The organism is Roseibium sp. (assembly GCF_965276855.1).
Classification (GTDB): domain Bacteria; phylum Pseudomonadota; class Alphaproteobacteria; order Rhizobiales; family Stappiaceae; genus Roseibium.
The window spans coordinates 2,121,502-2,146,290 of sequence record NZ_OZ255700.1; the positions used below are offsets into that span (position 1 = coordinate 2,121,502).

General features: G+C 57.7%; 23 protein-coding genes. 3 read left to right on the forward strand and 20 right to left on the reverse strand.

Going from position 1 to position 24,789, the window contains the following annotated elements:
* Nucleotide 1 precedes the first annotated feature (1 nt).
* The 14 genes from ACQY4Z_RS09705 to ACQY4Z_RS09770 all read right to left on the reverse strand — a co-directional run bounded on the left by ACQY4Z_RS09705 (nt 2) and on the right by ACQY4Z_RS09770 (nt 14,479).
* A complete protein-coding gene (locus ACQY4Z_RS09705; RefSeq protein WP_428528770.1) occupies nt 2–1,171 on the reverse strand; it encodes an acyl-CoA dehydrogenase family protein in 1,170 nt (389 codons plus the stop codon).
* The gene (locus ACQY4Z_RS09710) at nt 1,171–1,971 is read right to left on the reverse strand and encodes an enoyl-CoA hydratase family protein (protein WP_428528772.1); all 801 of its coding nucleotides are present in this window, start codon (nt 1,969–1,971) and stop codon (nt 1,171–1,173) included. Before ACQY4Z_RS09710 ends, ACQY4Z_RS09705 begins: the two co-directional genes overlap by 1 nt.
* The gene (locus ACQY4Z_RS09715) at nt 1,968–2,459 is read right to left on the reverse strand and encodes a MarR family winged helix-turn-helix transcriptional regulator (protein WP_428528774.1); all 492 of its coding nucleotides are present in this window, start codon (nt 2,457–2,459) and stop codon (nt 1,968–1,970) included. Before ACQY4Z_RS09715 ends, ACQY4Z_RS09710 begins: the two co-directional genes overlap by 4 nt.
* Nucleotides 2,459–3,202: an SDR family NAD(P)-dependent oxidoreductase gene (locus tag ACQY4Z_RS09720; RefSeq protein ID WP_428528776.1), complete on the reverse strand. Its 744-nt coding sequence runs from the start codon at nt 3,200–3,202 to the stop codon at nt 2,459–2,461. The genes ACQY4Z_RS09715 and ACQY4Z_RS09720 overlap by 1 nt, the downstream gene beginning before the upstream one ends.
* Complete coding sequence (locus ACQY4Z_RS09725; protein ID WP_428528778.1) at nt 3,199–5,520, reverse strand: bifunctional salicylyl-CoA 5-hydroxylase/oxidoreductase; 2,322 nt, start codon at nt 5,518–5,520, stop codon at nt 3,199–3,201. Before ACQY4Z_RS09725 ends, ACQY4Z_RS09720 begins: the two co-directional genes overlap by 4 nt.
* A gap of 479 nt (nt 5,521–5,999) precedes the next feature.
* A complete protein-coding gene (locus tag ACQY4Z_RS09730) occupies nt 6,000–6,314 on the reverse strand; it encodes a hypothetical protein (RefSeq protein WP_428528780.1) in 315 nt (104 codons plus the stop codon).
* Nucleotides 6,307–6,786: a Panacea domain-containing protein gene (locus ACQY4Z_RS09735; protein ID WP_428528782.1), complete on the reverse strand. Its 480-nt coding sequence runs from the start codon at nt 6,784–6,786 to the stop codon at nt 6,307–6,309. The genes ACQY4Z_RS09730 and ACQY4Z_RS09735 overlap by 8 nt, the downstream gene beginning before the upstream one ends.
* Nucleotides 6,787–6,945: 159 nt before the next feature.
* On the reverse strand, nt 6,946–7,686 hold the full coding sequence (locus tag ACQY4Z_RS09740) for an SDR family oxidoreductase (RefSeq protein WP_428528784.1): 741 nt from the start codon (nt 7,684–7,686) through the stop codon (nt 6,946–6,948).
* Between the two features lie 37 nt (nt 7,687–7,723).
* Entirely contained in the window at nt 7,724–9,178 is a 1,455-nt protein-coding gene (locus ACQY4Z_RS09745) for an aldehyde dehydrogenase family protein (protein ID WP_428528786.1), read from the reverse strand.
* Between the two features lie 9 nt (nt 9,179–9,187).
* On the reverse strand, nt 9,188–10,783 hold the full coding sequence (locus ACQY4Z_RS09750; RefSeq protein WP_428528788.1) for an ABC transporter ATP-binding protein: 1,596 nt from the start codon (nt 10,781–10,783) through the stop codon (nt 9,188–9,190).
* Nucleotides 10,780–11,610, reverse strand: coding sequence for an ABC transporter permease (locus ACQY4Z_RS09755; protein ID WP_409686173.1), 831 nt, complete (start codon nt 11,608–11,610; stop codon nt 10,780–10,782). Before ACQY4Z_RS09755 ends, ACQY4Z_RS09750 begins: the two co-directional genes overlap by 4 nt.
* On the reverse strand, nt 11,610–12,557 hold the full coding sequence (locus ACQY4Z_RS09760; RefSeq protein ID WP_428528790.1) for an ABC transporter permease: 948 nt from the start codon (nt 12,555–12,557) through the stop codon (nt 11,610–11,612). The genes ACQY4Z_RS09755 and ACQY4Z_RS09760 overlap by 1 nt, the downstream gene beginning before the upstream one ends.
* Before the next feature lie 235 nt (nt 12,558–12,792).
* Nucleotides 12,793–14,277, reverse strand: coding sequence for an ABC transporter substrate-binding protein (locus ACQY4Z_RS09765; RefSeq protein ID WP_428528792.1), 1,485 nt, complete (start codon nt 14,275–14,277; stop codon nt 12,793–12,795).
* A 25-nt stretch (nt 14,278–14,302) separates the two neighbouring features.
* The gene (locus ACQY4Z_RS09770) at nt 14,303–14,479 is read right to left on the reverse strand and encodes a hypothetical protein (protein ID WP_428528794.1); all 177 of its coding nucleotides are present in this window, start codon (nt 14,477–14,479) and stop codon (nt 14,303–14,305) included.
* A 210-nt stretch (nt 14,480–14,689) separates the two neighbouring features.
* Here ACQY4Z_RS09770 and ACQY4Z_RS09775 point away from each other — a divergent pair, with 210 nt between their 5' ends.
* A complete protein-coding gene (locus ACQY4Z_RS09775) occupies nt 14,690–15,262 on the forward strand; it encodes a LuxR C-terminal-related transcriptional regulator (RefSeq protein ID WP_428528795.1) in 573 nt (190 codons plus the stop codon).
* Here ACQY4Z_RS09775 and ACQY4Z_RS09780 read toward each other — a convergent pair.
* The 5 genes from ACQY4Z_RS09780 to ACQY4Z_RS09800 all read right to left on the reverse strand — a co-directional run bounded on the left by ACQY4Z_RS09780 (nt 15,259) and on the right by ACQY4Z_RS09800 (nt 21,205).
* Nucleotides 15,259–16,191: a 1-phosphofructokinase family hexose kinase gene (locus ACQY4Z_RS09780; RefSeq protein ID WP_428528797.1), complete on the reverse strand. Its 933-nt coding sequence runs from the start codon at nt 16,189–16,191 to the stop codon at nt 15,259–15,261. The two genes, ACQY4Z_RS09775 and ACQY4Z_RS09780, sit on opposite strands and share 4 nt — an antisense overlap.
* Before the next feature lie 221 nt (nt 16,192–16,412).
* Nucleotides 16,413–17,213 carry an FAD binding domain-containing protein gene (locus ACQY4Z_RS09785; RefSeq protein ID WP_428528799.1) on the reverse strand — a complete coding sequence of 267 codons (801 nt, stop codon included), beginning with the start codon at nt 17,211–17,213 and terminating at the stop codon, nt 16,413–16,415.
* Nucleotides 17,214–17,288: 75 nt separating this feature from the next.
* Nucleotides 17,289–19,649 (reverse strand): xanthine dehydrogenase family protein molybdopterin-binding subunit, encoded by a 2,361-nt coding sequence (locus ACQY4Z_RS09790; protein WP_428528801.1) that lies wholly within the window; start codon nt 19,647–19,649, stop codon nt 17,289–17,291.
* A gap of 138 nt (nt 19,650–19,787) precedes the next feature.
* Nucleotides 19,788–20,279: a (2Fe-2S)-binding protein gene (locus tag ACQY4Z_RS09795; protein ID WP_133945589.1), complete on the reverse strand. Its 492-nt coding sequence runs from the start codon at nt 20,277–20,279 to the stop codon at nt 19,788–19,790.
* A gap of 197 nt (nt 20,280–20,476) precedes the next feature.
* Nucleotides 20,477–21,205, reverse strand: a complete 729-nt coding sequence (locus tag ACQY4Z_RS09800) for an SRPBCC family protein (RefSeq protein WP_428528803.1) — start codon at nt 21,203–21,205, stop codon at nt 20,477–20,479.
* 222 nt (nt 21,206–21,427) lie between these two features.
* Between ACQY4Z_RS09800 and ACQY4Z_RS09805 the strand changes: the two genes are divergently transcribed.
* Both ACQY4Z_RS09805 and ACQY4Z_RS09810 read left to right on the forward strand, forming a co-directional pair.
* The gene (locus tag ACQY4Z_RS09805; RefSeq protein ID WP_428528805.1) at nt 21,428–22,624 is read left to right on the forward strand and encodes an FIST N-terminal domain-containing protein; all 1,197 of its coding nucleotides are present in this window, start codon (nt 21,428–21,430) and stop codon (nt 22,622–22,624) included.
* Nucleotides 22,621–23,973 carry an ATP-binding response regulator gene (locus ACQY4Z_RS09810; RefSeq protein ID WP_428528807.1) on the forward strand — a complete coding sequence of 451 codons (1,353 nt, stop codon included), beginning with the start codon at nt 22,621–22,623 and terminating at the stop codon, nt 23,971–23,973. The genes ACQY4Z_RS09805 and ACQY4Z_RS09810 overlap by 4 nt, the downstream gene beginning before the upstream one ends.
* A 22-nt stretch (nt 23,974–23,995) precedes the next feature.
* Here the strand turns inward: ACQY4Z_RS09810 and ACQY4Z_RS09815 are convergent, their stop codons facing one another.
* Nucleotides 23,996–24,700, reverse strand: a complete 705-nt coding sequence (locus ACQY4Z_RS09815) for a response regulator (RefSeq protein ID WP_428528809.1) — start codon at nt 24,698–24,700, stop codon at nt 23,996–23,998.
* Between the last annotated feature and the right edge of the window lie 89 nt (nt 24,701–24,789).

The following is a 24,789-nucleotide window of genomic DNA, read 5'->3' on the forward strand; positions in this document are numbered from 1 at the left end:
GCTATCCTCCCTGATTGGCGCTGTCGGCGGCAAAAGCGCCAAGTGTCTGGCGTGCAATGACGATTTTCTGGACGTCCGTTGCGCCTTCATAAATGCGCAAGGCCCGAATTTCGCGATAGAGCTTTTCAACGGTCTCACCGGAGCGCACGCCGTCACCGCCATGCAGCTGAACGGCTTTGTCGATCACTTGCTGCGCTTGTTCGGTCGCGAAAAGCTTGGCCATCGCCGCTTCCCGGGTGACGCGCGGCGCGCCGCTGTCCTTGGCCCAGGCCGCTCTGTAAATCAGCAATGCCGCTGCATCCACATCCAACGCCATATCCGCGATATGCCCTTGCACCATCTGAAGATCGGCGAGCGGTGCGCCCTGGATCTGGCGTGCTGTTACCCGGTCAAGCGCCTCGTCCAGCGCCCGGCGGGCAAAGCCCAGCGCGGCGGCAGCGACTGTGGAACGGAAGATGTCGAGCACAGACATCGCGATCTTGAAACCATCGCCCGGATTGCCAATCAGGTCGGACTTTTTGACCCGGCAATCGGTTAAACGCAATGTTGCCAGCGGATGCGGGGCAATCGTGTCCAGACGTTCGGCAACTTCAAATCCTGGAAGATCCGGTGTTACGACAAAGGCCGACAATCCCTTGGCGCCGGGCGCTTCGCCGGTGCGGGCAAAAAGCGTATAGACATCGGCAATGCCCCCGTTGGAAATCCAGGTCTTTTCGCCATTCAGAACGTAACTGTCGCCATCATCCGTCGCGGTCATGGTCGAGTTGGCGACATCGGAACCGGATTGCGGTTCGGTGAGAGCAAACGCCGAAATTGCCTCGCCGGCCCGTGTTTTCGGCAACCAGGCAGCTTTTTGCTCTGCGGTTCCAAAAAGCGACAGGGCCCCAGTGCCAAGACCTTGCATGGCTAGGGCAAAATCGGCCAGCCCGTCATGACGCGCAAGAATTTCACGGGAGAGGCACAGGGTACGGACATCCAGCGGTGCACCGTCCTCGGAGGCTGTCGGCTGAAGCCACCCGGCGGCCCCCATTGCCTTGACGAGGGACCGGCACGCCTGGTCGGTGTCAGAGTGATCGACGTGAAGCCCTTTGGCAAAGGCCTCAAGGTCTTCGGCCAGTTTGCGATGCCGGTCTTGGAAAAACGGCCAGGAGAGAAAACTCTTGTCTGCCATCAGTTGCCCTCGAACACCGGTTTTTCCTTGTTGACGAAAGCGTTGTAGGCCCGCTCGAAATCACCGGTCTGCATGCAGATCGCCTGCGCCTGGGCTTCGGCTTCAATTGCCTGTTCGATGGACATGGACCATTCCTGAGCCAGCATGGTCTTGGTCATCATGTGCGCAAAATTCGGCCCGGCCACAATCCGTTCGGCAAAGGCGGCAGCTTCGCTTTCCAACGTATCTGCAGAGACGAGACGATTGAAGAAGCCCCAGCGTTCCCCTTCCTCTGCGCTCATGGAGCGGCCTGTGTAGAGCAGCTCCGCCGCCCGGCCCTGGCCGATGATCCGGGGCAGGATCGCGCAGGCGCCCATGTCACAGCCTGCAAGGCCTACACGGGTGAACAGGAAAGCTGTCTTGGCTTCTGGCGTCGCAAAGCGCAGGTCTGAAGCCATGGCGATGATCGCCCCGGCGCCAACACACACCCCATCGATAGCGGCAATAACCGGCTTGCCGCAATTGACGATCGCCTTGACCAGATCCCCCGTCATCCGCGTGAAGGCAAGCAGTTCCTTCATCGACATCTTTGTCAGCGGGCCGATGATGTCATGGACATCGCCGCCAGAGGAGAAATTGCCGCCATTCGGCAGGAACACCACAGCATGAATGTCGTCGCGATAGACCAGATCCCGGAACCAGTCGCGCAGCTCGGCATAGCTATCAAAGGTCAGCGGGTTTTTCCGCTCCGGCCGGTTGAGCGAGACCCGCGCGATGCCGCCGTCGACGGACAGATTGAAGTGTTTCGGGGCGTCGGTCATGGGCGGCCTGCCTTTTTCAGTGCTGTCTCCGGCTCGCCGGAAGATCCAAATTGTTCAAAAATCTCGTTGCAAGCTGCAATGGCACTGCGGTCGAGACCGCCCATCAGCTCATCGATCCAGCCCTCGTGCTTGGCGGCCAGATCTGCGAAAACCGCGTGCCCTTCGGACGTCAGCTTGACCCGGTTGGCGCGTTTGTCTCCCGGAACCGCCATGCGGACCGCATGACCGTCTTCGACCAGACGCTCAACGATGCCGGTGACATTGCCGTTGGAGACTTTCAAAAAGGCGGAAATCTCGCTCATTTTCAGCCCGTCTGGATAGCGCGATAGGGCCGACAGGACATCAAACCGCGGCAGCGTGGTGTCGCATTCATCGCGCAAACGCCGGCGAAGTTCGGTTTCAATTCCAGATGTTGCCTTGAGCAAGCGAAGCCAGAGACGCAGCCGGGATTTGGAGATTGGCTCTGGGGAGGTGTCGTGCGCAGCCATCAGATCTCGCCTCCCGAAAGACTGAGCGCGTGTCCGTTAACGCTGGCCGCTCCATCGGAGCACAGCCAAAGCGCCGTTTCGGCAACTTCGCGCGGCTGGACGAAGCGGTTCTGCGGATTGATCTTGCGCAGCGTTCCAGCGGCCACCTCGTGGTCCATTCCGGTCTTTTCCATGATGTTTTCAATGGAACGCTCCAGCATGGGCGTTTCGAGAAAGCCGGGGCAGATCGCATTGACGGTGATCCCGGTGCGCGCCAACTCGACAGAAAGCGACCGGGTCAGACCGACAACGCCGTGCTTGGCGGCGCAATAACCGGACACATAAGGATAGCCCTTGAGACCCGCCGTTGAGGCGATTGCGATCATCCGGCCCCAACCGGCATGCTTCATATCGTCCAACGCAGCCTGGAAGGAGAATGCAACGCCGGTCAAATTGACCGACAAATTGGCGTTGAAGGCCTCGGGCGACATCTTGGCAAACGGCACGCTTTCCGTTGCGCCCGCATTGGCGACAACGACTGAAATCGGACCTTGTTCCTGACGGGCAGCCTCGAAGGCAAGTTTGATCGCAGCCGGGTCCGAGACATCACATACCTGATAAGGCAGTTTCTGCGCGGCGAGCTTTTCCACATTCCGGCCCATGATGGTGACTTTGGCGCCAGCCGTCTCAAAGGCATGCGCGATTTCTGCGCCTGCCCCGGACCCGCCGCCCGTCACGACCACATGTTTGCCGGTAAGCGTCATACCTTGCCCACCGTTTCGGCGTTCTTGTCTGCAAGCCGCCACAATTGATCGCGGCCAGCGAGATACGGCAGCGGCCAATCAGGTGCCGCGCGGTCGCCGATCTTGGCGCCTTCATGCAGCGTCCAGTACGGATCGGTCAGATGCGGACGGCCAACGGCGACGAGATCCGCGCGGCCTGCCATCAGGATCGAATTGGCGTGATCGGCCTCGAAAATGTTGCCGACGGCCATGGTGGTCAGGCCCGCCTCATTCCGGATTCGGTCAGAGAATGGCGTCTGGAACATGCGGCCGTAGACCGGCTTGGCATCAACAGTCGTTTGACCGGCAGAAACATCGATCAGATCGGCCCCTGCGTCAGAGAACATGCGCGCGATCTGGATTGCCTCATCCGGCGTGACACCGTCTTCGCCAACCCAGTCGTTGGCGGATATGCGGACCGACATCGGTCTTTCTTCGGGCCAAACAGCGCGCATGGCTTTCAGGACTTCCAGCGGATAGCGCATCCGGTTTTCAAGGTTCCCGCCATAGCCATCGGTGCGAACATTCGAGACCGGCGAAATGAAGGACGACAACAGATAGCCGTGGGCTGCGTGCAGTTCGATCATGTCGAAACCGGCGCGGTTCGCCATTTCTGCCGAAGCAACAAACTGATCACGGATCTGGTCCATTTCCGCGCGGGTGATTTCGCGCGGGGTCGCATTGCGCGACGACCAGGGGATCGCGGACGCAGACACCAGATCCCAGTTGCCGTCTTCAAGCGGCAAATCCATGCCTTCCCAGCCGAGATTGGTCGAGCCCTTGCGGCCGGAATGACCGATCTGGCAGGCAATCTTTGCGTCCGTGTTTCCATGCACAAAGTCGGTGAGGCGCCGCCAGGCGGTCTCGTGCTCCGACGCATAAAGGCCCGGGCACCCAGGCGTGATGCGGCCTTCCGGGCTGACACAGGTCATTTCCACATAGACGAGCCCGGCGCCGCCTTTGGCCCGTTCCCCATAGTGGGTCAGGTGCCAATCGGTCGGGCAACCCTCCACGGCCTTGTACTGCGCCATCGGCGAAACGACGATCCGGCTTTTCAGCTCCATGCCGCGCAGCTTGAATGGCGCAAACATCGGCGCGCGCGCCGGCGTGTTTTCATTGTCTGCGACCGGCAGACCGGCGTCCTTGCGGGCCTCGCCCATGAACCAGCTTTCAGCGCTTGCGAGCCATTTCGGATCCCGCTCGCGCAGGTTCTCATGACTGATCCGCTGGGACCGGGTGAGCAGCGAATAGTTCAGCTGGACCGGATCGAGATGGAGGTAGCGCTCGACATTTTCGAACCACTCCAGTGAATTGCGCGCAGCAGACTGCAGGCGCAAGACTTCCAGGCGGCGCTGATCCTCATAGATCGCAAAGGCCGAGGCAAGGTCCGGCTCGCTGTGCAGCAGATCCGCCAGCGAGATGGCTGATTCCAAGGCCAGCTTGGAGCCGGACCCGATCGAGAAATGCGCCGTCGCGGCCGCATCGCCCATCAGGACAACGTTCTCGTGAGACCATTTCTCACACAGCACCCGCGGGAACTGGATCCAGGCGGAACCGCGAATGTGGTTGGCGTTGGTCATCAGGCTGTGACCGCCGAGGTGATTCTTGAAGATCTCTTCGCAGGTCTTGATGCTTTCCTGCTGGCTCATATCAGCGAAACCAAAGGCTTCGAAAGTTTCCGGCATGCATTCGACAATGAAAGTCGCCGTATCATCGTCGAACTGGTAGGCATGCGCCCAAACCCAGCCGTATTCAGTCTTTTCAAAAATAAACGTGAAGGCGTCGGAGAAGGTCTGATGGGTGCCGAGCCAGACGAAGTGGCATTTGCGCACATCGATGTCCGGCTTGAACGTGTCAGCGTAAAGCGTGCGGGTCCTGGAATTCAGACCATCGGCAGCAACGACCAGATCGTAGTCCTTGCGGTAATCTTCGGCGCTGCCGACTTCGGTTTCGAATTTCAATTCCACGCCGAGTTCACGGGCGCGCTCCTGCAGCAAGAGCAAGAGTTTCTTGCGGCCGATGCCGCAGAAGCCGTGGCCGCTGGACAGCTGTTTTTCCTGGCCGACCAACAGCGCGATGTCATCCCAATAGGCGAAATTCGCGCGGATTGTTTCCGCGCTGACCGGATCGTTGGCAGCCAGATTGTCGAGGGTTTCATCGGACAGAACCACGCCCCAGCCGAAGGTGTCGTCCGCCTTGTTGCGCTCAATCACGGCGATCTCGTGAGAGCTGTCCCGCAGCTTCATCGAAATGGCGAAGTAAAGACCGGCCGGCCCGCCTCCAAGACACACGATGCGCACGTTCATTCTCCCCGGATCTGATCTTAGCCAAAACGTCTGGGACTGATCCTGCGCTCGATTTTCAGATATTTCAAGTATGAAATTTTATATTTAAAATATATCGCGGCGCAGCATGCGCTGAATAGAGGAATTGTGGTGGGTTTCTATTTTTGAAGGTAGAGGCAATCACACAAACTCTGGCTTTGATCTCCGCGCCAAAGAACCAATGGTGAACGAAATCCTAACCGCGGCCAACTTGCCATTGGCCAAGAAAGAGTTCTCCAAATGAACCAATCCAGGCTATCCACTTCTCTGCAAAAAATGCATATGACTCGAGGCCCTATAAACACCGGAATTTATGAAAAAGATGGCCGACCAAATAGCGACACGGAATGGCCATAACTAACCGTGGTTGTACGCTGTAAAGTCATGATCAACCAAGAGGACATAAAAGACCCTGCCTTCGCGATATCCGATCATCGGACGGTGTCCATTATACCTTAGCGCAATAATTGTAGTATCTTCCGTGACTGAAGAAGGAAGGGGAGCTGACAACGATGTTCTTGCTTTGTCTCTGTCCCAAGACCATGTCGAGGTGCTTGACGAATGTCGCGCCACTTCATCTGAGAAAGTTTGAAAAGACGCTTCGATAATGCTGCTTGATTGTCAGTGTCACAACAATCAACACTGTACCCTGTATTGAGCGCCATTTTCTCAAAAGAAAACAGCGGCGGTTGGGTGTCTGGGTTTTCCTTTGCGCCAGCGCCAATCTTTTCTTTTTTGAAAGGTTTTTTGTGATCACGCCGATTACGCATGATAGGATTCTATATACTCATCCGTAATCTCTTGTGAAAAGTAATTCCGCAATTCAGCAGCACTAATGGTTTTGTCGACTCTGTCGTAGGCCTCTATCCATGGACGCTCTTCATGCGTCATGTTACGCAACTTCCACGCAGAATACTGACCATAAAAATTATAAACATCGTCAAGCACACTCTGATCCCGCTCTTCGAATTGTCCGAAGTCGAAACTCTCTAGTGGCGGAATATTTTCTGCCCGAAATTCGGAAAACCGGTGATATTGAGTTGGGACAACGGGACCGTGTTGCCAAGCCTCAATGCTATCATTGAACAAAGGACAATCATCATTATTGCGGACAGCAGCGATTATGCCTGCTGCGTAGTAGCAGAGTTTTTGAAGCTTTAAGTTTGAAAGGAGGTCGCCAAACTCTGGATTGGATCTAGCCAAAAAGAAATCAGCAACCTGATTTGCACCGTAAACGCGCATCGCTAATCCCCTATCGTTAAAGACGTATATAACGCAATCTGTTAAAAAACGGAATCGGGTAAGCAGAATTTATTTTCGATCTACCTTGTTTATGAAACTATGAAGCTTTTCTAAGCAGCGATAACGCATTTATCCGAACCGAAAACGAAGCCTCTCCCCTCAAATACACCGCCCACCATCAACTTCCATGGCAACGCCGGTAATCATCGAGGCTTCGTCCGAGCAGAGATAGCAGGCCGCGTTGCCGAGATCTTCGGGAGTGGAGAAGCGTCCAATCGGAATTGTGGAGAGGAATTTTGCCCGCATTTCAGGCGTGTCCTCTCCCATGAAGCTTTTCAGGAGCGGGGTTTCGCCGGCAACCGGGCAAAGCGCGTTAACGCGCACGCCCTTCGGTGCCAGTTCGACGGCCATCGTCTTCGTTGCGGTGATCATCCAGCCCTTGGAAGCATTGTACCAGTTGAGGTTCGGGCGCGGGCTGAGACCGGCCGTGGAGGCAACATTCAGGATCGCGCCGGAGCCACGTTCGATCATTCCGGGAACGAAGTGCTTCGCCATCAGGTAAACGGACTTGCAGTTGACCGCCATCACACGGTCGAATTCGTCCTCGGTCACATCCTGCATCGGCTTCGGCAGATGGGTGATCCCGGCGTTGTTGACCAGAATGTCGACACCGCCGAGCTGGGAGGCCGCAGTTTCAGCAAGCTCCACCACGCTGTCGTTGCTGGCCACATCGGCTTTTGTGGCAAAGCCACCAACATCCGCGGCGACTTCTTTAGCCAGATCGAGATTGAGATCCGCAATCAGAACTTTGGCGCCCTCAGTCGCGAATTTCCGCACGATGCCGGCCCCAAAGCCGGACGCACCGCCAGTAACAATCGCTGTTTTGCCCTGCAATCTCATGGGTCCAACTCCCTTAAATCATTTATCGTTTTGAAGATCAGCCATGATAGGCGGCGACCGTTTTCAGTGTGGTGAAGCCATATAGGGCTTCAAAGCCCTTTTCCCGGCCATGCCCGGACTTGCCCATGCCGCCGAAAGGAAGTTCCACGCCGCCGCCCGCGCCATAATTGTTGATGAAGACCTGACCAGAACGGATCTTCTTGGCAAGCCGCATTTGCCGGGCGCCGTCCCGGCTCCAAATGCTGGCAACGAGGCCATAGTCCGTGCCGTTGGAAATCGTGACCGCTTCGTCCTCATCATCAAAGGGGATGATCACCTGAACGGGGCCGAAAATCTCATCGCGCCCCAGAACATGATCCGGTTTGACCCCGGCAAAGAGCGTCGGGGTTACGTAGCTGCCGCCCTCTGGCGCATCCTGCAAGACGCCTTCAGCGGCTTTTTCCAGATCCGCGCCCCGGTCGATGAAGGTCGAGACAATGCCCTGCTGCTTTTTCGAGATCAGCGGTCCGACATCCAGATCGGAGAGCGCTGGTCCCACCTTCAGATCGCCGTACCGGCCTGCCATGCGTTCAACGACCTGATCATAAAGCCCGCGCTGAACCAGAATTCGGGAGGAGGCCGAACAGGTCTGACCCGCGTTCTGAATCCCGGCATTCACTAGGAACGGCAGGGCCGCGTCGAGGTCGGCGTCATCAAACACAAGCTGCGGTGATTTTCCGCCAAGCTCCAGGGTGACCGGAATGACGTTTTTGGCAGCTGCGGTTTGAATCTGCACGCCGGTCGCAACGGAACCGGTAAAGCTGACATGATGAATGCCCGGATGGGACGAAAGCGCTGCGCCCGCCTCCGACCCAAGCCCCGGCACGACGTTCAACACCCCGTCCGGCAAACCCGCTGCCTTGGCAAGGTCGGCAAGGGCAAGGGCGGTCAGGCAGGCGTCTTCCGCAGGCTTCAAGATACAGGCGTTGCCAGTCGCAAGCGCCGCGCCAATGGACCGGCCGATGATCTGCATCGGATAGTTCCACGGAACGATATGACCGGTAACGCCGTGCGGTTCGCGCAGGGTGTAAACCGTGTAGCCGTCGAGATAGGGAATGGTCTCGCCGTGGAGCTTGTCTGCGGCGCCACCATAGAATTCCAGATACCGGGCAAGGGCGATCGCGTCAGCGCGGGCCTGTTTGAGGGGCTTGCCGACATCAATCGCCTCGATACGCGCCAGATCTTCGACCTTCTCAAGAACCAGCTCGCGGAGCTTGAAGAGGATCCGTCCACGTTCGACCGCTGTCGTTTTGCCCCAAACGCCTTGGCGGGCGGCTTCGGCGGCTGCAACGGCGGCGTCAATGTCCTCCGATGTACCCCGGGCAATTGCACCGATCTCTTCCCCCGTTGAGGGATCGAAAATCGGCAGCGTGCCGCCGCCTGAAGGCGCGGTCCATTCACCGTTGATCAGGCACTTGGCCGGATCGAACCAGAGATCCAACTCCTTGCGCATCGTTCCTCCTCAGGCCGCGGTGATATCGGCCGGCAAAACCGGCGCGGCGGCGACCAATTGTTTTGTGTAATCGTGTTTGGGCGCGTCGAAGACGGCCCCGGTCGGACCTTCCTCAACGATCTCGCCAGATTTCATGACCAGCACCCGATCGGTGATCGAGCGGACCACGGACAGGTCATGGCTGATAAACAGATAGGTGAGATCGAGCCGGTCACTCAAATCCGCCAGCAAATCCAGAACCTGCTCGCGGACGGAAACATCGAGCGCGGACACCGCTTCATCCAGAATAATCAGATCCGGCTTGATGATGAGCGCCCGGGCAATTGCGATCCGTTGCCGCTGGCCACCACTGAACTCGTGGATATATTTGTGCCGGTCCTCAGCGGTGAGGCCGACGCTCTCCAGTGCCTCGGCAATTGCCCGGTCCCGCTCCGCCCCCTTCGGTGGGTTGTCCAACAAATGAAATGGCTCGGTGATCAGACGTTCAACCTTCCAGCGTGGATTGAAGCTGCCGTATGGATCCTGAAACACCACCTGCATTCTGCGGCGGACCGCAAGGTTGGCGTGGTGATGAGTGAAGACCGGTTGGCCATCGAACAGGATCTCGCCGCCCTGGACTTCTTCAAGGCCGAGGATGGCGCGTGTCAGAGTTGATTTTCCGCAGCCGGATTCCCCGACAAGACCAAGGCTTTCGCCCTTTTTGATTTCAAAGCTGACAGTGTTCACCGCCCGGAAGTGGGCGGTCTTGCCCCACCAGCCGTGGGTGTGTGTGACATAATCCCGGACAACATTCTTAACCTTCAGAAGTGGTTTCTCCTGTACGAGCCCCTCCCGGTCCGGCACATGACTTGAGGCGGCAAGCAAAGCCTTGGAATAGGGGTGCTGCATGGTGCGGAAGAGCATGTCTGCAGGCCCTGCTTCAACCACTTCACCGTTCTTCATGATCACCAGATCATCGGCAAGGTCTGCAACGACCGCCAGATCATGGCTGATCAGCATCAGACCCATGCTATCTTCCGACACAAGCTTTTTCAAAAGCTCCAGAATCTGAGCTTGGGTGGTGACGTCCAGCGCAGTCGTCGGCTCATCCGCGATTAAGAGCTTTGGCCGCAGGGCAATCGCCATCGCGATCACCACGCGCTGCCTTTGGCCTCCAGAGAGTTCATGCGGATAACGGCTCAAAGGAAACTTATCCTGGGGAAGTTCTGCCCGGCGCAGCGCTTCGGCGGCCCGGACCATCGCCTCGGATTTTGAAACGTTTTCGTGCACTAGAATGGTCTCAGCCACCTGTGCCCCGATGGTTTGCAGCGGGTTGAGCGCGGTCATGGGCTCCTGAAACACCATGCCGACGTCCCGCCCGCGAATGCGGCAGAGGTCCGGCTCCCTGAGGGTTAAAACATCTTGCCCGGCGAGCGAGATCTTGCCGGAGCAGGAAGTGCCATTTGGCAAAAGTTGCATGACGCTGAAAGCCGACATGGACTTGCCGGAGCCGCTTTCCCCAATCACGCCCAGGATCCGGCCCGGCGCAACCTGCATGGAAACATCTTTGAGAACCGGGATCCCGTGGATGGACAAGGAGAGGTTTTGGATATTCAGAAGGCTCATACGCGCGCCCTCCGCAGTTTCGGATCGAGAATATCCCGAAGGCCATCGCCCATCAGGTTGAGACCGAGCACGGTCAACAGGATCGCAAGGCCTGGAAACAGCGCTAGATGCGGGGCCAGTGAGATCATCGTCTGGCTGTCGGCGAGCATCCGCCCCCAGCTCGCCGTTGGCGGCTGAGCGCCGAGACCAACATAACTCAAGCCCGCTTCGGCCAGAATGCCGAGGGAAAACTGGATCGTGCCTTGCACGATCAGCAAGTTGGCAACGTTCGGCAGGATGTGTTCGATTGATATCCGGCCTGGTCCTTTGCCTGCAACACGGGCCGCCAGAATGTAGTCCCTGTTCCACAAGGACAGCGCCGCGCCACGCGTCAACCGGGCAAAGACCGGAATGTTGAAGATACCGATCGCAATGATGGCGTTAAGTGCGGATGCCCCGAAAACCGCGGTGATCATCACCGCAATCAAAAGGCTCGGGAAGGCAAACACCAGATCGTTTGCGCGCATGATGACTTCATCCAACCAGCCGCCTTTGCGCGCGGCGGCGGCCAGACCAAGAGGCACGCCGACAGACATGCCGATACCAACCGCGACCAGCGCGACGGCAATGGACGTGCGGGCACCGACCATGATCATGCTCAAGATGTCCCGGCCAAACTGATCCGTGCCCAGCCAATGCTCCCAACTTGGCAGTTTCATCCGGTTGGCGATGTTCAAGACGGTCGTGTCATACGGCACCCAGACAAGGCTGATCAGCGCAGCAGCAACGAACACAAGTGACAAAAACAGGCCCGGCAACAGGGTGCGGCTGTGAAAAAGGACACTCATCAGCGGCGCCTCCGCAGGCGCGGATCAACCCAGGCATAGGCCATGTCGACCGCGAAATTGACGACGATTACCGCGAACACCAGAAGCATCACCACGCTTTCAACGACAATGAGATCGCGGGCGCTGATCGACTGGAACACCAGACGGCCGAGGCCCGGCAAAAAGAAGACATTTTCTATGATGATCGCCCCGGCCAGCAGGAAGGAGAATTGCAAGCCGAGAATGGTGAGCACTGGAATCAAGGCGTTGCGCACAGCATGCCGCCAGAGCGCCTGCCCTTTTGTCAGCCCCTTTGCGCGTGCTGTCCGGATAAAATCCTCCCCAAGCGTGTCCAGCAAACTGGACCGCATCACACGCGTCAGGATGCTAGCCTGAGGCAGTGCCAGTGCGATCGCTGGAAGGGTCAAAGCCTTCATGCCTGCGAAAAACCCGGCGTCCCAGCCGGGAAAGCCGCCTGCGGAAAACCAACGCAGATTGATCGCGAAGACCAGCACCATCAGCATGGCAAACCAGAAGTTCGGGATCGCGACGCCAAGCTGGGTGACGCCCATGACAGACGCATCAGCTGCCGAGCCTCTGCGGGAAGCCGCCCAGATACCAGCCGGAAACGCAATCAGTGTACTAATCGTCAGAGCATAAAGCGCCAGCGGCAAAGAGACCCACAGCCGGTCACCGATCATCTCCGACACAGGCGTCCGGTAGGTATAGGAAACACCGAAGTCTCCAACCAGCAGCCCGCCAGCCCAGGACAGGTACCGTTGAAAGATAGAGCCCGTCAGTCCCAGTTCTTCGCGGAGCGCCTGGAGCGTATCTTCCTGCGCATTGAGGCCGAGCATGTAAGCTGCCGGATCGCCCGGCACGACTTCGAGCGCCAGAAAAATCACAATCGACGCGGCGACCAGGCTCAAGCTCAAAGACAACAGACGTTTTAGAAAATAATGGAGCATGGACTTTTTGTTCGGCAACCGGCAAAGGCCGCCCTTGCCATGGCGTTAACTTCGGCTTGGAACGCCGAGCCGGCGCTATGTCATCTGATTTCAATCTCTTCGCAAAACCAAGAGACTGAAGGCTCACCTTGAGGAAGCGTGGCACGGGTTTCTCTGTGCCAAGCCCCCTCAAGGTGACGCTTAACCCCGCGTTCCGGTGGGTTGAAACGCTTGAGGAGTTAAGGTCGAGTCGAGATCACTCCTCCCAATAGACAGCCGTCATATCTGCCGCAGGGGTTGGCTGGTTGACCCAAAGGCCCTGTATCTTCGCATTTGCCACCGTCGGGAAGGCAAGCTGGAACAGATAGCCGTTCACATAGTCCTTAGACAGCATTTCCTGAGCCTGTTTCAAAAGCTCGGACCGCTTTTCCGGATCGTTTTCGGCGGTGAGGTTGTCAAAGAGCTTCTGGAACTCGGGATTGTCGTACTGGAAATAATAATCCGGGCGAGCATAGATGCCGATATCCATCGGTTCTACGTGACTGACGATTGTCAGACCATAGTCCTTGCCACGGAACACTTGTTCCAGCCACTGCGCCCATTCCAGATTGGAGATCTCGGTTTCAATGCCGACAGCGCGCAGCTGCGCGGCAATGATTTCCCCGCCCCGGCGGGCATAGGAGGGCGGCGGAAGTTTCAGGGTCGTCGTAAATCCGTCCGGGTAGCCCGCTTCCGCCAGCAGCTTTTTGGAGAGTTCCGGGTCGTAGGCGCTGTTGGCGGTCAGATCGACATAGTCCGGATTGTGCGGGGCAAAGTGTGTGCCGATTGGCGTGCCATAGCCGAACATGGCACCATCAATAATTGCCTGACGGTCGATGGCATGCGCGATCGCCTCGCGTACCTTAACGTTGTCAAGCGGCGGCAGCTTGTTGTTGGTCGACAAGATCGTCTCGCCTTCGGTCGATCCAACCAACACCTGAAACCGCGGATCAGCCTCGAATTGCGGAAGGTTTTCAGGTGCAGGAAAACCAACAAAGGCATTGACGTCTTCCGCCATCACAGCGGCGAAAGCTGCGGTCGGATCGGAAATGAACTTGAAGGTTACATTGTCCAGTTTGGCTGGCGTGCCCCAATAGTCAGCGTTTTTCTCAAGATCGATCCGGTCACCCTGAACCCAATTCGAGAACCTGAATGCGCCCGTGCCGATCGGGTTGGTTTTGATGTTTTCAATGGATTCCGGAGCAACGATCACCGCATCACCCCAGGCCAAGTTAAACAACAGATTGCCATTTGGCGCTGAGAGCGTGACCGCCACGGTCTGCGGGTCGACAACTTCAACGGATTCAATGCCGGTGAACAACGCTTTTTGCGCATTCTGACTGTCATCAGATCGCGCGCGGTCCAGACTGAATTTCACGTCTTCGGCCGTCATATCGGTGCCATCGTGGAACTTGACGCCGGACTGCAATTTGAAAGTGTAGGTCTTGCCGTCTTCGGAAATCTCCCAGCTCTCTGCGAGGCCGGGCAAAATGGATCCGTCCGGTCCGAAGCGGGTCAGTCCTTCAAAAACATTTGAATAAAGGACCGAATCAATAGCGCCGGCAGCCGCACTGGTCGGGTCCAGGTGCGGTGGTTCCAGCTGCATGGCCACCGTGATATCGCTCTTTGCATGGGCCAACCCCATGCTGGCAGACAATGCCAAGGCACTGATCAGGCCTGTTCCAACTTTTCCCAAACGCATAGCTACTCCCCTTTTGCCGTCCCGCTTAGTGCAGCTTTACCAGCAGCTCGACCAACGAACGCGCGACCGCCTTCACTGAAACAAGCGTATCAATTACTCCGGCATCGTCGTCCGGCATTAGCGCCAACCCCAGAGTGCCAGGTCCATAGCCTACACAATTTTTGAGTTTGCCGGTCCGGTCAACATGCTTTTGATCATACATGCCGCCTCTGATGAGAGGTCTGGCCTGTTTGCCCGCGGTCATAGGGATCGCGCACTCCAATGCATCCGCCCACTGTGGCCTGCTTTCGGTCATGCCTGGGACAATCCGGTGAAAATCGCACACATCGTAGCAAGCTCATTGTTGGCAACTCAGCGATAAACTATGCTACGAACTACCTACGGTTCCTACACCGTACAATCACGGTGACTTATGCTTGAGCTCGACCAAATAGCCTACGACCATGCCCCGATGGGTCTTGTTCTGACCGAACATCGGGTTATCCGTACCTGCAACGACACATTTGCGCAGATGTTCGGATATGAGAAGGAAGATCTGATCGGCCAGAGCTTTCGGCTGCTCTACGGAACGGATCACGAGTTTCATCAGGTTCGAGACATCGGACTGGGACCCTTGCGACAGTCCTTACCGTATTCGGATGAGCGGCTGATGCGGTGTGCCGACGGAAACCGGATCTGGTGCCGGTTCCGCGCGCGGACGCTGAAACCTGAAGATCCACTTGCGCGGACCGTTCTGAGTTTTGCCTTGATAGAAACAAAGGACAGCGGCCCACAGCTCACCAAACGGGAGCGGGAAGTTGTCCTGTTGTTGTCTCAGGGCAAGACGAGCAAGGAAATCGCCCGCGACCTTGGCCTTTCGCCACGCACTGTCGAAGATGTACGCGCCCGGCTTCTGAAGAAATTCGAAGTCAAGAACGTTGCTGTTCTGCTCGCCCGTTTGGCAGGCCTGTCTGGGCTCTCAGGGCCTGGCTCTCCAATGAGTTAGAGGCGCTCGGCCTTCTCCGCTTCATAAAGCGAAAGGACGTCCGTCCGGCGGCAGAGTTCAGTGCCGGAGGTCAATGCCGTTGCAGCGCCAGCCGCCACCCCCAGCCGGAAGGCCTCCTCCATCGGGTGTCCTTCCTTCAACGACCAGACCAGCGCGCCAACAAAACTGTCGCCCGCACCAACGGCTGACTTTGCTGCAACATGCCGGGCCGGCACCCGCAAAACAGTATCCTTGTTGACAAGAAGCGCGCCTTTTGTGCCCAGCGTGACTGTGACGTTTTCTGCGGCGCCTTTGTCGACCAGTTCTTTCGCGAAATTCCGCACGCCGTCTTCATCAAGCGGCCGGCCTGCAAGCTTTTGAAGTTCGCCCAAACTTGGTTTGAACAAAAAGACGTTTCCATGATCCAGCGCAGCCTTCAAGGCAGCGCCGGACGTATCGATCACAAACCGTCCCCCGCGTTGGACGACTGGATCAATCATCTTCGCATAGGTGTCTTCCGGGACACCGCGCGGCAAGGATCCGCTGGCCACCACATAGTCCGCATCGGTTTCACCAAGGAGATCAATGATCGGCTGGAGCTCGCTGCTGGCCACCTCCGGTCCTTCCGGTACAAACCGGTATTCAATCCCCGAGGTTTCCTCGTGCACCGCAAACGCCATCCGGACCGGATTCGAAATAGGAAAACTGTGCAGGGCAATTCCGGTTTCAGCTAAAAAAGCATCTAGCAGAATTCCCGTTGCGCCGCCCGAAAGATAGGTCAGTTCCGGATTTCCACCGAGTTCGAAAATCACCCGCGCAACGTTGACACCGCCACCGCCCGGGTCCTGCCGCTGATTGGTGGTTCGCGTCTTGTGCATGGACTGCACCCGCTCTGCATCACAGGAAACATCGATGGTGGGATTGAGCGCGATGCAAAGAACTTTGGTCATGGGATCCGTTTCGCTGGTGTCCCACTTGTATTGCAAAAGTCTGAGGTCGTTCTCAAGTCCGGTGAACTGCGCAAAAGAAAACCCCTCTCCGATTGGGGGGAGAGGGGTTCGGGACTTTTGGCTTCACCTGTTGTTTCCCCGGCCGCGCGCCGGGGTTCAGGTTCGGTCAGGTCCCTGCTCACGGCCGGGACAGCACATACCCAATGGCTGAAAGCCAGTTATTACCCAGCCGCAGCCACAGCCCGTTTTGCCATGACCGTGACCAGATTGGCGCGGTAAGCCGCCGAACCATGCAGGTCGGACAAGAGATCATCCGCATTCGGCACAATACCGGAAACCGCGTCCGCCGACCAGTTGCTGCCAAGAGCGGCTTCCATGTCGTTCATACGGAAAACGCCATCTTGTCCTGCTCCAGTAACGGCAACCTTGACGGCCCCATCTGAGCCCTGTGCCACGAACACACCGGCCATGGCATAACGGGATGCCGGGTTCGGGTATTTGGCATATGCGCTCTTCTGGGCGCCCGGGAACTTCACGGACTGAACCACTTCGTCTTCGTCCAGAGCGGTCTCGAACATCCCGGTGAAGAAGTCTTCTGCGGAAAGTTCCCGCTTGTTGGTGACAACAGTCGCGCCCAGCGCCACAAGCGCGGACGGATAGTCAGCGGCCGGATCGTTGTTGGCGATGGAACCGCCGATCGTACCCATGTGACGGACCGCCGGGTCACCAATGCCGCCTGCCAGAGACGCAAGGCCCGGCAGTTTGGATTTGACGATGTCGTTGGACGCGACTTCCGCATGGGTGGTCGCCGCGCCGATGGCGACACCGTCGCCGTCAGCGCAGATGCCCTTCATTTCGGCGATCTGGGTCACATCCACAAGATCGGATGGCGCCGCGAGGCGCTGCTTCATGGTTGGCAGCAGGGTTTGGCCGCCGCCCAGGATCTTGCCGTCGTCAGCTTTTGCAAGCAGGTCGGCGGCTTCGGCAGCAGAACCGGCCCGGTGATAGGTTGTTTCATACATTTCAGGGTCTCCCCAAAATAACTTCTCGATTAGGCGGGCGGCGCGAACCGCCCGGAATGATGTTCGCCAACGGCCTTATTCGGCTGCCTGCTTCATGCCGGACTGCGCCAGCGCCCAGACCCGCTCCGGTGTTGCCGGCATGGTCAGGTCATTGGAGCCGAGTGCATCCGTGATCGCGTTGATCACTGCCGGCGGAGAGCCTATCGCGCCCGCCTCGCCACAGCCCTTCATGCCGAGCGGATTGCCCGGGCACTCCGTGACATGGGTGGAGAGCTGGTAGGACGGAACGTCGTCCGCGCGCGGCATGGTGTAGTCCATGTAGGATGCCGTCAAAAGCTGGCCGCCTTCGTCATAGGCCGCGTTTTCAAGCAGCGCCTGGCCAATGCCTTGCGTGATGCCGCCATGGACCTGCCCTTCAACAATCATCGGATTGATGATCTTGCCGAAGTCATCCGCAGCCGTGAAGTTGACGATTTCCGTCTTTCCGGTTTCCGGATCGATCTCGACCTCACAGACATACGTTCCTGCCGGGAAAGTGAAGTTGGTCGGGTCGTAGAATGCCCCTTCCTTCAGGCCCGGCTCCATGCCCTCCGGCAGGTTGTGCGCGGTATAAGCCGCAAGCGCGACCTCGGTGAAGGTCAGCTTCTTGTCGGTGCCAGCCACTTTCAGCTCGCCGCCCTCGATCTGGATGTCACCTTCGGCTGCTTCCATCAGGTGCGCTGCGATCTTCTTGGCCTTGGATTCGACCTTGTCGAGCGCCTTGACGATCGCGGACATGCCCACGGCTCCGGAGCGGGACCCATAGGTGCCCATGCCGAACTGCACCTTGTCGGTGTCGCCGTGGACTATGGAAACCGAATCGGTGTCGAGGCCAAATCGCTCACTGATCAGCTGGGCAAAAGTGGTTTCGTGCCCCTGACCGTGGCTGTGCGAGCCAGTCAGAACCTCAATGGTGCCGACCGGATTGACCCGGACTTCAGCCGATTCCCAAAGACCGACACCAGCACCGAGTGATCCGACCGCTGCAGACGGCGCAATGCCGCAAGCTTCAATGTAGCAGCTGAGGCCAATGCCGCGCAGCTTGCCACGGGACGCGGCTTCCGCCTTGCGTGCAGCAAAGCCGTCATAGTCTGCTGCCTTCAAGGCCGCATCCAGCGTCGCATCATAGTCGCCGGCGTCGTAGCACATGATCACCGGAGTCTGATGCGGGAAGGCCCGGATGAAGTTCTTCCGGCGGAACTCCGCCGGAGACAATCCGACCTCACGTGCCGCCGTTTCCATCATGCGCTCAACCAGATAGGTTGCTTCCGGACGTCCGGCGCCGCGATAGGCATCAACCGGGGTCGTGTTGGTATAAACCGCCTTCACGTTGGCGTGGATTGCCGGAATGTCGTACTGGCCCGACAGCAGCGTTGCGTAGAGATACGTCGGTACGGACGACGAGAACAGCGACATGTACGCGCCAATGTTCGCAACCGTTTTAACGCGGAAGCCAAGGATCTTGTTGTCGGCATCGAGCGCCAGTTCCGCCTCGGAGCGGTGATCACGGCCATGCGCATCGGTCAGGAACGCCTCGGTGCGATCCGAGACCCACTTGACCGGGCGCCCCACGCGCTTGGACGCCCACAGGCAGACCATTTCTTCCGGGTAGATATAGATCTTGGACCCGAAGCCTCCTCCGACATCCGGCGCGATCACCCGGAGTTTGTGTTCCGGCGCAACGGCGTAAAACGCGGACAGCACCAAACGGGCGACATGCGGGTTCTGTGATGTGGTGTAGAGCGTGTAGTGCTCTTCGGCATCATCATATCCGGCAAGCGCCGCGCGCGGCTCCATCGGGTTCGGCACCAGACGGTTGTTGTGGATCTCCATCTTGGTGACGTGAGCGGCCTTTTCAAAGGCTTCGTTCGTTGCAGCCTCGTCGCCAATTTCCCAATCGAAAATCAGGTTACCTTCGGCTTCCGGGTGGAGCTGCGGCGCGCCGTCTTTCAAGGCATCGAGCGGATCGACGACGGCGTCGAGCTCCTCGTAATCGACAACAACCGCATCCGCAGCATCGCGTGCCTGGGCTTGAGTATCGGCGATAACAACAGCAACAGCCTGACCGACATGACGGACGATTTCCGGCTCAAGGGCGCGCCAGCCGCCCATTTTCATCGGTGTGCCATCCTTGGAATGGATCATCCAGCCGCAGATCAGGTTGCCAATCCCGTCGCCAACCAGCTGATCGCCGGTCAGAACGGCATCAACACCCGGCATCGCCAAAGCGGCCTCGGCATCAATACCCGTTACTTTCGCATGTGCGTGCGGTGACCGCACAAAGGCGGCATAGCCCATGCCCGGCATGGTCATGTCATCGGTGTACTTGCCCTTGCCGGTGATAAAACGCTTGTCTTCTTTGCGCAGGGCGCGGGCGCCAATCCCTTCTACTGCCATCACTCTCTCCCTAAAACTGTGTGGCTTTGGCCTCTACCATCTGTGCTGCACCGTTCCTCCCGGCAGCACACGGACAGTCAGGCCGTGTATCCGTCCCATGCACCGCAGTGCATGCGAGATTGCTGCGAGTAACTGGTGTTACTCGGCGGCCTGGGCCATTCCGGCCATTTGGTCAGAAGCGGATTTGATCGCCTTGACGATGTTCTGATAACCGGTGCAGCGGCAGATGTTGCCTTCCAGCTCGTGGCGGATAGTTTTTTCATCCAGATTGCCAGCACCATGGCGGTTGATCATGTCGATCGCGCTCATGATCATCCCAGGCGTACAGAAGCCGCATTGCAAACCGTGATGCTCACGGAAAGCTGCCTGGACCGGATGAAGATTGTCCGCACTGCCAACGCCTTCAAGGGTCACAACCTCGGCACCATCGGCCTGAGCTGCCAGCATGGTGCAGGATTTCACGGCCTTGCCGTTTACATGCACCACACAAGCTCCGCACTGCGAGGTATCGCAGCCCACGTGGGTTCCGGTCAAACCGCGCACATCCCGGATGAACCCGACCAGAAGCGTGCGGTCCTCCACATCTGCCGAAACGGACTTGCCGTTCAGCACCATCGACACTTTTGCCATGAATTCTCCTCCCTCAGATACTTCCAGATCGGAACACCCGCGTCCAAAGGGTCTTCTGATCCAATTTCCTCCGGCTTAGCGCCGGTTGTTCGGCTTGTCCGGTCCCGCTCCAATGTTCAGTCCCAGATCCTCCATCCAGAGACTTTCCAAAACACCGGACCAAACGTCAACTGCCGCCAAAAAGGCGGCAGTCAAATTCAGCTGGCCAATGCCAACACAACGATGAGCCCTGCCAAGGCAATCAACCCCCAAACCATAGGGCCGCCAAAGGCACCGCGACCGGCCGCCGCTTCAATGTTTTCTTCCGCCTTGTGCAGCTGGTCTTCCACGGCGTGTTCAGCTTCTTCCAGCGCATGAACGACCCCGGAAGGGGTGTCTTCAACGGCAAGCCGCTTGGCTTCTTCTGCAACGCCGGGGTCCAGTTCCTGCGCGTTTCCAGCAGACGCCTCTGCAACCGTTTCGGTGGTTTCTTCTGCTGCGGGTGCAGGACCGGCAACGGCTTCAGAGAACTTCGCGAAAAAGTCTTCCGCCATTTTCTTTGCAGTGGAGTCGATCAACCGGCTGCCTAGCTGCGCCAGCTTGCCGCCAACTTGCGCTTTGGCGGTGTATTCCAGCAACGTGCCGCCTTCGACTTCGGTCAGCTTCACGTCTGCGGAGCCTTTCGCGAACCCAGCGACGCCGCCCTTGCCTTCACCCACAATCGTATAGCTCTCCGGAGCTTTGATGTTCTCAAGGGTGACCGCACCTTTGAACTTGGCTTTCACCGGACCAATCTTTGAGGTCACGGCTGCCGTCATTTCGGTGTCGGATGTTTTTTCGAGGGATTCACAACCGGGAATGCTGGCTTTCAAAATCTCCGCATCATTCAGTGCGGCCCAGACAGCATCCCGCGATGCTGCAATCACCTGACTGCCCGATATGTCCATTGTGGTCCTCCAAAGCCGATTTTTTTCCAAAATCGTTGGTTCATAGAAAAGAACAGAGTGCTGTCCCTGTACACTGTACTTTAGGTCACGCCATCTAAATCCGATACCGCGACCAGAGCAGGAACCAGGCTCGCTTTACAAGTCTTCGTTTCAACAGCTACAAATTTATAGTGGTGACGGCAATCCCGGAGACAAGAGGCCGCTGTCATCCGGGAGGATACTTTGGACGCGAATGCCTGGACGCAATTCGGCTGCGGGGTCGTAGCTTTGACCGCTCGCCAGCCAGACGATGCTCGATTTTGGGCAGATCTGGAAGCCGCCGCTCAATCTTCGGCGTATTCCCTTGGATTGATCTTTTATTCCCAGGACAGTTTTCCGGCGGACCTGTTACGGTCGAAAATGGCTGAGTACGCTGTCGGTTTGCCCTATGCAGCGTGTTCAACAGCCGACGAAATTGGCGGTGTGGATGAGGGCGCCGGCCGGTGTCTGGCCATCTTGTTTCCGAAAGATCAGTTTGCGATCACGCCATTCAGGATCGACGGGATCCGATCCATCGGTTTTGACCGCATCGTTGCCCAGGTGAAACGCGAACGGCAGGCCTTTGAACACGACCCGGCACCATTTCCAGGCACGGAAGACAAAGGCGACACCTTTGCCCTGTGCCTGATCGACGGCCTTTCCGTTGTGGAGGAGATGGTCACCGCCGCCCTGCACTGGGCTTTGGAGGACATCCCTCTGCTGGGCGGCTCCGCTGGCGACAGCATGCATTTTTCAAAGACCTCCCTGATCCTCAACGGGGCAGCAGGGGATGATTGCGCCATCGTCCTTTTGTGCCGCAGCCGCATCCCTTTCAAGATCTTCAAGACCGACAACTTCATTCCGACCGACCGAAAACTGGTTGTCACCCGCTCTGATCCGGCACGCAGGATTATCTACGAATTCAACGCCGCTGAAGCCGCGTCCGAGTATGCCCTCGCTGTCGGGCTTGATCCTTCGTCGCTGTCTCCGCTGAGTTTTGCGTCCCATCCGCTCGTGGTCCGGGTAGGCGGTGAGTATTACTGCCGCTCGGTGCAGAAGGTAAACCCGGACGGGTCGCTCTCCTTCTTCTGTGCAATCGACGACGGGATTGTCCTGACCGTTGCCGAGCCCACGGGCATGAGCCGGTCAACGCGGGAAGCATTCGAGAGTGTCGATGCTGAAATCGGCGGCATCGATTTTGTGCTCGGGTTCGACTGCGCCCTTCGCCGGATTGATGCGCAAAATCGGCAGGCGACGCAGCGCATCAATGCGATCTATGACGCTTATAATGTGCTCGGCTTCAACACATACGGCGAGCAATATCTGTCGATGCATCTCAATCATACGTTCACCGGAATTGCCTTTGCGAAACCCCCAGCCGAACCGGAAACGCCATCATGAGCCTTTATGATATCGATGACCCGGTCCGGCTGAAAAAGATAAATGCAGCGCTGCTCAATCGCGTTGAGCAGGCGGTCGATCAACAGCGCAACGCGTTTTCGCTGTTTGAAACGGCCATTTCCCTTGAGGGTCAGATCCGGAAGCGAACCGATGAACTGACATCCGCCTTACGCCGCGTAGAAGAAATCAACGTCGAGCTCGCCCGCCAGAAAGACATCTCCGAGCGGGCCAACCGGTCGAAGACACAGTTTCTCGCGGCTGCCAGTCACGATATTCTGCAGCCGCTCAATGCAGCCCAGTTGACGATCTCGTCGCTTTACGACCTCCAGCAATCGGACAAGGCAATAGCCATGGTTGCGCAGGTTGAAAGGTCTCTCGACACGATGAATGAGCTCTTGCGTACGCTGCTTGATATTTCGCGTCTGGATGCCGGCGTGACGATGCCGCGGTTCACTTCCGTGCCGATTCCCCCAATTCTGGACAGTCTCCTGTCCGATCTTCGGCCCATGGCCGAAAAAAAGGGTCTGCGGCTGCGGGTGGCCGTGACAAATGACTATGTCTACACCGACCGGCTCATGCTGCGGCGCGCCCTTCAAAACCTGATCTCCAACGCCATTCATTATACGGACAAAGGCGGTGTCTTGATCGGCACCCGGCGGCAGGGAGACCGGATTTCAATTGAAGTGATCGATACGGGTCGCGGAATTCCGGAAGACCAGCAGGAGAAGATTTTTGAGGAATTTCATCGCGGACCACTATCAGAGGGAGCAGCAGATCAAGGAACCGGACTTGGCTTGGGCCTTGCCATCGTCAATCGTCTTGTGACCGCGCTCAATCATGAGGTCTCTGTTCAATCATCTCTCGGAAAAGGCAGCGTCTTCCGCATAAGTGCGCTCAGGGCCTCCACTCCCCCGGCATTGCAAACTGCAGAAGCCCAGCCGTTGGCTCCACCCGCAGCCAAGGGCAACCTTTCCGGTCGCAAGATATTGGTTCTGGAAAATGATCCGGCCGTTATTGAAGCAATGGAGGGGCTGCTTGCGAACTGGGGCTGCGAATTCAAGGTTGGGCGGTCCACACGGGACGCGCTGGAAGCATTGGAAAGCTTACGTTGGATCCCGGACCTGATCATCGCCGATCACCATCTGGATCATGGCACTCTCGGAACTGAAACACTGGCCCAGCTTTTCACCATCCTGCCAACCAAAGTGCCGGCAATCCTTGCGACGGCCGATGCCTCCGAAACTGTTGTTGAAGAAGCCAAGCGGCTTGGTGTTGAACACATGCCGAAGCCTGTGAAACCGGCGCAATTGCGGGCTCTGGCAACGCATCTGATCAACGGCGGCGAATAGTCTCTATCAGCTATTGGACCGATTAGGCGGGCGCTGCCGCTGTTGACAGCTCGAACGGACTGGCGGTGCCCAGCGCCTCAAGGCGATTGACCTCAATGACGGCCTGCGTCCGGCTGGAAACACTCAATTTGCGCAAGATTTCAGACACATGTGCCTTGACCGTGGTTTCGCCAACCGACAGCTCATAGGCAATCTGCTTGTTGAGAAGGCCATTGCAGATCATTTGCAACACACGGATCTGCTGAGGCGTCAGGCTGGACAGCCGTTCGATCATTTTGCGAGTATCATCGTCAATCGGGTCTTCCGCACTGTCTGCATAGGTTTCCGGCACATAAACTGCCCCGTTCATAACCTGTTGAATGGCATCGGCCAGCGTCGTCTTCTTCGAGGATTTCGGAATGAAACCGGCCGCACCATAAGCCAGCACTTGCGCAATGATCGGCGGATCCTCAGCCCCTGAGACGACCACGACCGGAAGGCGCGGATAATGGGTTCTCAAATGCAGCAGCCCGTCCATTCCCTTGACGCCGGGCATCGATAGATCCAGGAGCGCCAGATCAAAGCCAGCATCGTCCTGCAAGAGCTGGTTCGCCTCATCAAGTGAGGCTGCATCGAGCGTATCTGAGTTCGGATAGGCAAGCTCAACGGCACTGTGCAACGCTTCGCGAAACAGCGGGTGATCATCGATGATCAGAAATTTGCTGGCGTTGCCGGTCTCCATGGACATTGCTGCGGACCTCCCTTCCGCGTCTTGATATCTGCCGCCTCATGGCCACTATGCTTGTTATCTGGCCACGGTGCGAACAGATCACCAGT